The following is a 12,037-nucleotide window of genomic DNA, read 5'->3' on the forward strand; positions in this document are numbered from 1 at the left end:
ACTTGAAAATGCTGCGAATAGCGAGCTATTTAATGGATTTTCAAGGAAGTTAAAGGGCAAAAGAACAAGTCTAAAGCGGCAATTTATTTCGGCACAATCCCTTAGCAGGTTCACTTAGAAAATCAGAGACTGTTCGTTATATTTTAACGGACAGTCTTTTTTTTAATTCATTGGGCATCCTCATTTGATAGCCGCAGAGCGGCGACAGAACGGTAGAGAAAATGTGATTAATAAAGTAATAAGCTGTGGAGCTGCGACAGGTATTGTGAAAATTTGTTTGGTTCTGACTCATCCAGGTTAGAATAATTGTTAAAAGATGCTTCAACTCTCTTTTTATTGTATTGGCTAAGGGAAGCTCTTATTCTTGCTGGCTAATGGGACAAATGGATACAGATTGGCAGGGATGATTTGTTCTTCTGTGTGTGAATTTTTATGGCTACCCGTTGATTTTTAATTGGTTTTTTCTCAATTGGTCTTCTTCCTTTCTTGAGTGTGTAATTCCGTGTTTATTGGGCGGTTTAATTAGGTCTTTTCCCGTTGAAACGGAATTCTTCTTTTTAAATTAATTATTGGTTGATTTTACAAGTATCAGAAAATCAGTGTTTAGATAATTCGACCCCGTTAAAATTAACAATTAGTAACACCATTTTAGATATTTATTCCGATGTTCGTTTATTGCAGCTATTGTATTTTAGCATTTGTAAGATTACCCCAATTCCAGATTATTCGAACTTCATTAGATTTATTGAATCATCTATTAAATCAAATTTGTTATGAGAAAAAAGCTACTTTTTAAAATTTTATTTGTCCTGGGACTTCTCGTCTGCATCTCATCATGGGGATGGGCCCAGCAACAGATGTCCGTCCGGGGAACGGTTACCGATAATTATGGGGACCCCCTTCCCGGCGTTAACATTATAATTAAAGGAACAACCACTGGAACGGTTTCTGATATGGACGGAAATTATTCACTTAATTTGAGTGACGCCCAGAATGTAGTATTGGTTTTTAGATTTATTGGTTTTTCTGATAAGGAAGTTGCTGTAAATGGCCGATCTACATTAGATGTAAGAATGGAGGAGTCTTCCATTGGTTTGGATGAGGTGGTTGCCATTGGTTATGGTACTGTCAGGAAACGCGATCTTACTGGTTCGGTTTCTTCTGTTTCCGGCGACAACTTGCAGGATATTCCAGTTTCTTCCACCGCTCAGGCCATTACCGGACGTTTGGCAGGTGTGCAAATTACTACCACTGAAGGATCTCCCGATGCCGAGATAAAAATCCGTGTTCGTGGTGGTGGCTCTATTACGCAGGACAACTCTCCACTTTATATTGTCGATGGTTTTCCGGTAAGCAGTATCAGTGATATTGCTCCTTCTGATATAGAGGCTATCGATGTTTTGAAAGACGCATCTTCAACTGCAATATATGGTGCACGTGGTGCCAATGGTGTTATTATTATTACGACTAAAGAGGGTGTTGCCGGCAAAACCACCGTTAATTACAATATGTATTACGGTGTTAAAAATATTGCCAAGACTCTTGATGTTCTTGATCCTTATGAATATACACTTTGGCAGTACGAACTTGCCGGTGAGAGTGGTAACACGGCGCGTAATTTTCAGCGCTATTATGGAGTTTTCGACGATCTTGAGTTGTATAAATCGCAAAATGGTACCGATTGGCAGAACGAACTTTTTGGTCGCGATGCCATGACTCAGTATCATAATGTGAGTGTTACCGGTGGCTCGGAAAAGACCAAATATAATTTGAGTTTGAGCCGCACCGATGATGAGGGTATTATGCTGGGTGCCGGGTATGTCCGGAACAACATAAATTTCAAGATTAACAGTAAAATTACCGATAGGCTTACCGTTGATTTCAATACTCGTTTTTCCGATACCAATGTGACGGGTGCAGGAACTTCAACTGAAGGTTCTTCTTCCAACAGTCGGCTGAAGCACGCTGTGAAATATGCTCCGGTGCGCGGGCTTCAGGATTTTCTTGCGGCTGTGGATTTTGATACAGACATGGAGGCGGCCAGTCAGCTATACAATCCAGTGGATGTGGTAAACGACGATTATCGGAATTCTGATCGTAGCAGCATTAATTTTAATGCTGGAATTGGTTACGAGGTTATTGACGGATTAACGCTTAAAAGCGATTGGGGTGTTGAATTTGAGAATCGCAGAGATGACCGGTTCTATGGCCCTTCCACTTCTCAGTCGAAAAATACCAGCGGTGGAAATCCTATGGTGACTATTGATACCAGTGAACGTTTGCGTCAAAGGGTTGCCAACACCATTTCTTATGCCAAGGATGATCTGCTCCCCGGGCATGACATTAATTTGCTGCTGGGGCAGGAAATTTATACTTACAATTCTAAGAGTCTTGACATGGAATCCAGGTTCTTTCCAAGTGATGTAACTGTAGATGCTGCATTGGCTATGATGAATCTGGGTTCGCCTCAGCCAACAGAATCGTTTGAGTCGCCCGAAGATCGCATTTCTTCTTACTTCGGACGTTTTAATTACAACTTCTCGGAGAAGTTCCTGCTGTCTGTCACCATGCGTGCAGATGGATCCAGCAAATTTGCAGAAGGAAACCGTTGGGGTTATTTCCCCTCGGTGGCTGGAGCCTGGCGGATTTCTGAAGAGCCTTTTGTCAGTGGAATTGGCTTGCTGTCCAATCTGAAATTGCGCCTCAGTTATGGTACTGCGGGAAACAATCGTATTGGTGATGACATGTGGAAAATGGTTTACACTACCAGTGATGACGACAAACCTTATTTTGTAGATGAAAATCTTCAAAATCAACTGGTTCCCGGAAGTACCATCGCCAACCCTGATTTGAAGTGGGAGACCACTTATACCAGGAATGCAGGTCTGGATTTCGGATTCTTCAACAATCGGGTTAATGGTTCTTTCGATGCTTACTACAATACCACGAAAGACCTTTTGATAAGAGCAAACATTCCATCCAATACCGGCTTTGATTACCAGATGCAGAACATCGGTGAAACTTCCAACCAGGGTGTTGAACTGGCTTTGAATGCTCGTATTATTCAACGTCGCGATTTCACTTTGAATGCTTCATTTAATATTGCTTTCAATATCAACAATGTTGAGAAACTCGGTGATGTGAAGATGTCTTTGCAGAGTTCTGAATGGTATGGCAGTTCTTCGGGTCCAACAGGAGATTATTTGCTGAAAGAAGGTGAACCTGTCGGACAGATGTGGGGATATGTTACTGATGGAATGTATAAATACAGCGACTTTAATTACGATTCCGACACTGAAACCTACAGCTTAAAAGAGGGTGTGCCTGATAACAGCACTTTAATCGGGGCCCGCTTCTTTGGCCCGGGAACCTTGAAGTTCAAAGACCTTGGTGGTGAGGGAGATGTAATTAATCCTGAGGATGACCGTACCATTATTGGTAATGCCAATCCTGACCATACTGGTGGATTTAACCTGACTGCCACTTACAAGGGATTTGACTTTTCAGCGTTTTTCAACTGGGTGTATGGAAATGATATTTACAACGCCAACAAGCTGGAATTCACCTCATTCCCCGATACCAGACTGTATGGAAACCTTCTTTCAACGATGAGCTGGGAAAATCGTTTTTCTATTGTTCATCCCGAAACCGGAGATTTTGTTTACAGTCCGGAAGGTCTGCAGATGCTCAACCAAAATGTGGAAATCTGGCACCCGATGATGAGTCGTGTAGTCTTGCACTCATGGGCTGTTGAAGACGGATCTTTCCTGAGACTGAACAATGTTACAGTGGGATATACTCTTCCGGAGAATCTAACCTCACGCTTTTTTGTTGAGAAACTAAGGTTTTATGTCACCGGTTACAATTTGTGGACATTTACCAATTATTCCGGTTACGATCCCGAAGTGGATACCAGACGTTCTACTCCGCTTACGCCTGGAGTTGACTATTCTGCTTATCCCAGAAGCCGTTCGATTATTGCTGGTGTAAATCTCACATTTTAAAAACATTTGTTGATTATGAGAACTTTATCGATATATCTGATAACAATGCTGCTCGGGTTATTGGTCTTCACCGGCTGTGAAGATGATTTTCTCGAGACAGAAACGAAATCGAGCTATACCACCGATGTGGTATTCTCCAACCCGGCATTTACACAAAATGCTTTGTATGGTATTTATTCGCTGATGACCCATGATGATACCTACTCCCAGATGTTTCCAATGTATGCTTCCATGAACTCCGACATTGAAGTGGTTGCTTTTGGTACCGGAGATTATGGAGACAATGGTCGTCGTGGTATAGGTAACTATCTGGCCACACCGGGTAACAGTGAACTCACCAAGCCCTGGAATGTCCTTTATCGTGCCATCGAGCGCGCGAATATCATGATTTCCGAGGTGCCAAACAGTCCTGTGATGAGTGGCGATAATGAAGTTGCTAAGGCTAAAATGATGGCCTATTACGGTGAAGCGCTTACACTGCGTGCTTTGTTCTATCTGGAACTGGTTCGCAACTGGGGTGATGTGCCATTCAAAACTGAACCTACCAAACCTGATGGGTCTAACTTTTTTATACCTAAAACCGATCGTGATGTGATTCTGGAAGCTATGATCGAAGATCTTCAGGAGGCTGAACAATATGTGCCCTGGATTGATCGAAGTGATGCCGGAACCCCGGAACGTATCAGCAAAGGATTCGTGAAAGGGTTAATGGCTCGTATTGCGTTGACGCGTGGTGGCTATAGTCTGCGTGCTGAATCTAACACTATGGAACGTGGCTCTAACTGGGAAGCTTATTACCAGATTGCACGTGACGAGTGTAAGGAGATTATGGATGAAGGCGTTCACTCTTTAAATCCTTCTTACAAAAACGTATTTGTGCGTCAAAACCAGCTTGAACCGGATCGTCAGTATTACGAAAGCCTCTTTGAGGTAGGCCACGGAATGGCCCGAAGCGGAGAAGCCGGTTATTACATCGGAATACGGTACGATACCAATCCCAAGTATGGGCGTGGAAACCAGGGAGGTGCACTTACACTGCCTCATTATCTCTATTCTTTCGAACCGGAAGATAGCAGACGCTTGGTTACCGTTGCTTTCTATAAATACAACAACCTCCCTCAGATGGAGATTTATACCGACCCTACGCAATTCAGATTTGCAAAGTGGAACCTTAAATGGATGTCAGATGCTTATCTGTCTGCCAATCGAAATGCCGGAAATAAATTGTTGACCGGAATCAACTGGACCATGATGCGCTATTCTGATGTATTGCTGATGTTTGCTGAGGCCGAAAATGCTTTGAATGGCCCGACAGCTGCAGCCAAGGAGGCTTTGAAGCAGGTGCGCCGCAGGGCGTTTGAGCCCGAAATGCATCCCGACATGGTGGAAAACTATGTGGAAAGCCTTGCCAGTGCTGAAGAACTCTTTGATGCCATCGTTGATGAGCGTGCACTTGAGTTTGGGGGGGAGAGTATTCGTAAGTATGACCTTATCCGCTGGAACCTGCTGGACGAGAAAGTCAAGGAAGCACGTGAGATGAATCGTCGCATTGTTTATGGTGAAGCTCCTTATGAGAATGTGCCCCAATATCTTTATTATCAGTATTCTGAACAGGATTCTGAAGACCTGAACTTTCAGACACTTAATCTGGATGAAGAGTTGGGAGATATCAATATTCCCGATTTCGAAAGAGTTGAATGGATGTCCGGTATCAGTGAAACAGATAAAGATGAATTTGTTCAGTGGCTTAACCTGATGTCTTCCGGCCTGGATGAACATCCCAACAGGCACTTGTTTCCAATAGCCCAGCCGGTTATTGATGATGCCAATGGAGCTTTTGTTAACGAATATGGTTTTTAATTTTAAAATTTAATAGCTATGAAATTTAATCTTTGGAAGTTAATGTTTTTATTAGCAGCCGGTTTGATGATTATTCTGCCGTCCTGTGACGACGACGATGATGGTGCCAATAAAACAGTGCGCCTTTTTCGCCCGGTGGAATTAACCACCAATTTTGACGGAACAACTGTTGAATTGAACTGGTTGCCTATTCTTGGCGCCCAGTCGTATAATATGGATCTCAGCAAAGATAGTCTGAAGTTTACTGATATTGTGGAATCTTTTACCGGTATTACTGAACTTCCGGTTATTATCCCGGATCTTGAAGGTGGGGCCAGATACTCTGTACGTATTATGGCAATGGCCGAAAATCCGGAGTACAACTCGGAATATGCTGAGTTGACTTTCAAGACGCCTACGGAGAATATTTTATATCAGCCCGAAGGTGAGGATGTCGGTTCCAATGATGTGATTATTTCCTGGGATCCGGCTAAGGCAGTATCACATATTGTCATTTCATCTGCTGACGGTGGTGAAATGGAATATCAGATAAGCGCCGACGAGCAGGCTGTGGGTGAAAAACTGTGTGACGGACTTATTGGTGAAACCAACTATACCGCCGAAATCTTTAATGGTGATATTAAGCGTGGTTCCATTACCTTTAAGACATTAATTGATATTGGTGATGCTACCCTTGTTGGACCTGATGAAGACCTGGTGGAAATCATAAATACTGCAGGTGAAGGCACATTTGTGCTTGAGCCGGGTGACTATACTGTAAGTTCTGGTACGATTACTGTTACAGGGTCGCTTACCGTTAAGGCTCTGAATGCCAGTGATAAACCAACTATTCATGCAGCTTTCTATTTCGAAGGTGGAACCAGTTGGATTCTTGAAGACCTGAATTTCTCGGGTTATACAATTCTTGATGGAGCAGTTAATACCGAAGAGAAAGAAAGCTATGCCACGCGTATCAGTAGCGATGCTGTTGCCGGAGACGAGTTGATTCTTCGCGGATGTACTTTCAGCAATTTCGACAGATCACTTCTCAGGGGAACTGAAGGCGGTAGCGTCAATAGTTTGGTCATTGATAACTGTATTGTTGACAATGTTACTATCGGAAATAATGAGTTTATCGACCTTAGAAGTTGTGCTATTGCCAATATCTCTATTACCAACACTACTTTCAGCAATTCCAGCAGCACTCGTCATTTCTTACGTTGCGACGACATTGCCGGATTCGAAGGTCAGGTAATAAACATTGAGAACAATACTTTCTACAAGGTTGCCAATCCAAGTAACCGCGTGGTATATGTCCGTACCATTGGGAATATGGTAACCGTTAAGAACAATGTTTTCTCAGAAATGGCCGAAGCTCAGTTCCGTGCTGATGATCCGGCAACCGGATTCCCTGTAGTTGATTACAACTATTATCACAATGCAGTGAATTTGACAGAGTCAGAGTTGAACGGTCCTAACAATATTACCGATAACACTGCCAGTCCGTTTGCTGATCCTGAAAATGGTGATTTCAGCATCGACTTTAATTCACCTATTCGTAATTCAGGCGAAGGAAATGGTTCTATGGGAGATCCAAGGTGGATTCAATAAACTAATGACTTTTTCGGGGATGCACGTACTAGTGTGCATCCCCGCTTTTAATGTTTTTGAACACGTCCCAATTTGTTTATAAATATGCTTAGTATGTGTAAAAGATTTTTTTATCTGTTTTTTGTGGTCTTTATGGTTTTCGCGCTGGCAGGTTGTGAGGAAGAAGAGACGATAAGTGGCCCGGGTGACCCTGAAACTGAGACAACCGATGACAATTCGGATGATTCGGAGGAGGAAGCAAACGACAATGAGGATGACAATCAAACAGACGACGACCAGGATGATGGAAATAGTAACCCAGGAGGGGCCATAGCTTTTCCAGGTGCTGAAGGTGGTGGCATGTACACCACAGGAGGCCGTGGAGGAGATGTTTATGTGGTAACATCACTTGAGGATGGTGTTTCGGAAGGAACACTCCGCTATGCCGTCAGTCAATCGGGCGCACGTACTATTGTTTTTGCGGTAGCAGGAACAATTTATCTTAACTCAGAATTAAAAATATCAAACGGTGATATTACCATTGCCGGGCAATCTGCTCCGGGAGGAGGGATTACTCTTGCCGGGTATCCTGTTACGGTATCTGCAGATAATGTTATTCTTCGTTTCCTTCGATTCCGGATGGGAGATGAAAATGCTGTTGAAGGAGATGCGTTGTGGGGTCGCAGGCATGCTGATATTATTATTGATCATTGCAGTATGAGTTGGAGCACAGACGAATGTGCTTCATTCTACGACAATGAAAATTTCACAATGCAATGGTGCTTAATTGCCGAAAGTCTCAATGAATCTGTTCATGGTAAAGGGGCTCATGGATATGGCGGACTTTGGGGCGGTTACAATGCTACATTTCATCATAATTTACTGGCCCACCACAAAAGTCGTAACCCCAGATTCTATGGTGTGCGAGATGGCATTGTTCGCGAAAGAGCAGCCATGGTCAACAATGTAATTTACAACTGGGGAAGCAACTCTTCCTATGGTGGAGAAGCGGGAGAGTACAATATTGTGAATAATTACTATAAAGCCGGCCCGGCAACAGATAGTCATCCCGACCGGATTTTTGAAGCCTACTACGAAGTGTCTTATGGAAAATTCTATGTAACCGGAAACTATGTGGATGGTTATCCCTCAGTAACAGCGGATAACTGGCAGGGAATTGACCTGAAAAGTGGTGGCGATAAGAGTACTTTGGTGGCTGATTCACGTTTCGATATCACCGAGGTTAATTATACATCTGCTGATGAGGCTTATGCAGCGGTGCTGGAACATGTGGGCGCAAGTCTTTACCGTGATGTTGTGGACGAAAGGATTGTTGGTGAAGTGAGGAATGGTGATGCAACTTTTGGCGGTACTTATGGGGACGCACTTGGAATTATTGATACGCAATCAACTGTAGGTGGCTGGCCCGAGTTAGCGCCCGGAACAGTTTCTGCTGATTCAGATAAGGATGGAATGCCCGACGACTGGGAGTCTCAGAACGGGTTGAATCCTGATAATGCTTCAGATTCATCAGGAAACACCCTTGACGACATTTACACCAATCTGGAAGTTTATCTGAATGAACTGGTGACGTCAGGAGTCGGATTCGGAAGCTGATTCTTCTTTGAATCACTCAAAAATAGGATTCGGATTTTGATACTATCAGGAAAATATGATTTCGATAGTTGTTTTCTTCAAAGCTTGCGATTTAATTTTTTAATGGAACAACATTCAACGCATCATTTGGAAAACCTGGCAGAAGGAGAAAATTTTATTAATGCATCAAAAAATAAAATCATGAAGATTTTTTCATATTTAGTGTTCACGCTTGTGGTTCTTTTTTCCATGGGATGCAACCATGAAAAGCCTGACAAAACTAGTCAGAAATGGTCAGTAAAAATGGCCAATTCGGTAATACATCGCTACGATAGTTTGGTGAATTATCTGAATCCTGATAAAATAAAGTGGCAATACGATATTGCCATGCTGGGTCAGGCCATTGATAAACTGGGACATGAGGATTCCATCTATTCTCAATACATGGAAGATTATGTGGATTATTTTGTTACCGAATCGGGTGACGTAAGAAAATATGATCCAACCGATTACAATATTGACAGAATAAATCCTGCTAAAAATATTATTACGGTTTACAAGCGCAAAGGGGATTCAAAATACCGTAAAGCAATAGAAATGCATGTGGAGCAGATGCGCAATCATCCTAAAACCAATAGTGGCGGATATTGGCACAAAAAAATCTATCCATGGCAAATATGGCTCGACGGAGTATATATGGCCACGCCTTTCCTGGCACAATACGCAAGAGAATTTAACGCTCCGGAATGGTTTGATGAGGCGGCTCATGAGATTCTGCTCACCTATGAAGTGACACATGATGAAGAGACTGGTTTGTTGTATCATGCGTGGGACGAAAGTAAGGAACAAAAATGGGCTGACCCGGAAACAGGTCGATCTCCGCATTTCTGGAGCCGTGCTATGGGGTGGTATATGATGGCTATTGTAGATGTACTCGATTATTTTCCTGAGGACCATCCCAAAAGGGATTCGATTATTACCGTTTTTCAATCTACTGCTGATGCTTTGCTGAAAGTGCGTGATGAGGAAACAGGTCTTTGGTATCAGGTACTTGATATGGGTAACCGTGAAGGCAATTACATCGAAGGATCGGGTAGTGCCATGTTTGCTTATGCCTTTGCAAAAGGTGCTGGAAAAGGCTATCTTGATAAATCATATCGCACCGTTGCCAACGATGTGTTTGATGATATTTTGGAGCATCTTATCACGGTGGATGAGGATGGACTGGTTACCATGCACAATATTTGTGGTGCCTGTGGTTTAGGAGGCAATCCTTATCGTGACGGGACTTACGAATATTATATCAGCGAAACCAAAGTGGATAATGATCCCAAAGGTGTTGCACCTTTTATTTTTGCAGCTATTGAGCTGGACAGATAGAAGTTTTTAGCTGTTAGTTCTTGGCTCATAGCTGTTAGTGTTCTGCGATTGTCCGGAGGGATGTGAAAAGGAATCTCTTTTTTAACCTGATACCCACATTCTCAATTCCATATTATGATTGGATTACATTCTAATTAAGACAGAAATGATGCAAAGATTTAAAATAGTAGCGACAATCCTCATTTTGATGTTTTCAGGTTGGGCCTGTTCCCAGGGACAAAATGACCAACAGGTACTTGCTTTTCCGGGTGCCTTGGGTGCCGGAAAATATACCACCGGAGGACGTGGAGGAGAGATTGTGTTGGTGACCAACCTGAATGATGAAGGCCCGGGAAGCCTCCGAAAGGCAGTCAGGAAACACGGGGCCCGCATCGTTATTTTCAAAGTTTCGGGGAATATTGAACTAAAAAGCCCTTTAGATATTAATAACGGGGACATCACGATCGCCGGGCAAACAGCCCCAGGTCAAGGCATCTGTCTTACAGGATATCCCCTAAAGGTCAAAGCTGATAATGTAATTGTCCGGTATGTCAGAGTTCGACCGGGAGATATTTCTGGAGGTGAGGTGGATGCTTTCACCTGCAAAGACAACCGAAATGTGATTGTTGATCATTGCAGCTTTAGCTGGGGGAACGATGAGGTGTGCTCAGTTTACGACAACGAAAATTCCACCGTACAATGGTGTATCATCAGTGAAAGTATGAATAAGTCTGATCACCATAAAGGCGAACATGGATATGGTGGAATATGGGGCGGTAAAACCGCCTCCTTTATTGGCAACCTGATGGTGCATCATATCAGTCGCAACCCACGATTGCAAGGAAGCAGATACCATAAACAACCGGAAAAGGAAAGGGCCGAACTGGTTAACAACGTGGTTTATAATTGGGGTTCGAAATGTATGTATGCCGGTGAGGATGGTAATTACAATATGGTGAATAACTATTTTAAACCGGGACCTGCTACATCCAATAGTGCATCGGAGGAGTTCCTGGAACCTTACAAGCCTTTTAGCAATTACTATATTTCGGGAAACGTGATGCACGGAAATTCGGAAATTACCGGAAATAATGCTCTTGGGTTGGATATCGACGATTATCCGGTTGATTCAATTTTAGTATCTGAGCCTCATGTGATTTCTGATTATGCTCCTCTAAGTGCAGAAGTGGCTTTTGAAGAGGTTGTTAAACATGCAGGAGCTTCTTTGAAGAGAGATGCTGTTGACAGCCGCATTATGGAAGAGGTTCAAAATGGATCTTTTACCTATGGAGAAAATGGAATTATTAATTCCCAAAGTGATGTGGGAGGCTGGCCAGATCTTGAATCAGCAGAATATCCCCGGGATTCTGATAATGATGGGATTCCTGACGCCTGGGAAAAATCCAACGAACTGGACAGCAATAATCCTGAAGATGCAGCTGTAATGTCAATTTCTGATGATTATGCCAACATCGAGGTTTGGTTCAATAGCCTGGTGGAATAATACAATTCATAGACAAACAGTTCACTCAGGTTTTGCAATGGTTGTCCGTTCCCGTTGATTTTGGGTTGCGGGCAACTATTTGCTTTATTGAACAGTTATTAAATAAACGATTATGCAACGATTTTTTACTCTTTTTATTCTGTTT

6 protein-coding genes are annotated in these 12,037 nt (G+C 42.9%); all 6 read left to right on the top strand.

The features are described from left to right. Positions 1-773: 773 nt before the first annotated feature. Complete coding sequence (locus QZZ43_RS15290) at positions 774-4,004, top strand: TonB-dependent receptor (protein ID WP_291861227.1); 3,231 nt, start codon at positions 774-776, stop codon at positions 4,002-4,004. A gap of 15 nt (positions 4,005-4,019) precedes the next feature. After that, a complete protein-coding gene (locus tag QZZ43_RS15295; RefSeq protein ID WP_291861229.1) occupies positions 4,020-5,864 on the top strand; it encodes a RagB/SusD family nutrient uptake outer membrane protein in 1,845 nt (614 codons plus the stop codon). A gap of 18 nt (positions 5,865-5,882) precedes the next feature. Beyond that, on the top strand, positions 5,883-7,454 hold the full coding sequence (locus tag QZZ43_RS15300; protein WP_291861231.1) for a DUF5123 domain-containing protein: 1,572 nt from the start codon (positions 5,883-5,885) through the stop codon (positions 7,452-7,454). A gap of 93 nt (positions 7,455-7,547) precedes the next feature. Then, positions 7,548-9,050 (top strand): pectate lyase, encoded by a 1,503-nt coding sequence (locus QZZ43_RS15305; RefSeq protein ID WP_291861233.1) that lies wholly within the window; start codon positions 7,548-7,550, stop codon positions 9,048-9,050. A gap of 180 nt (positions 9,051-9,230) precedes the next feature. Continuing rightward, complete coding sequence (locus QZZ43_RS15310; RefSeq protein WP_291861235.1) at positions 9,231-10,409, top strand: glycoside hydrolase family 88 protein; 1,179 nt, start codon at positions 9,231-9,233, stop codon at positions 10,407-10,409. Between the two features lie 145 nt (positions 10,410-10,554). Beyond that, positions 10,555-11,892 (top strand): pectate lyase, encoded by a 1,338-nt coding sequence (locus QZZ43_RS15315; RefSeq protein ID WP_291861237.1) that lies wholly within the window; start codon positions 10,555-10,557, stop codon positions 11,890-11,892. The last annotated feature ends 145 nt before the right edge of the window (positions 11,893-12,037 follow it).

Source organism: Marinilabilia sp. (assembly GCF_016278715.1).
Classification (GTDB): Bacteria; Bacteroidota; Bacteroidia; order Bacteroidales; family Marinilabiliaceae; genus Marinilabilia.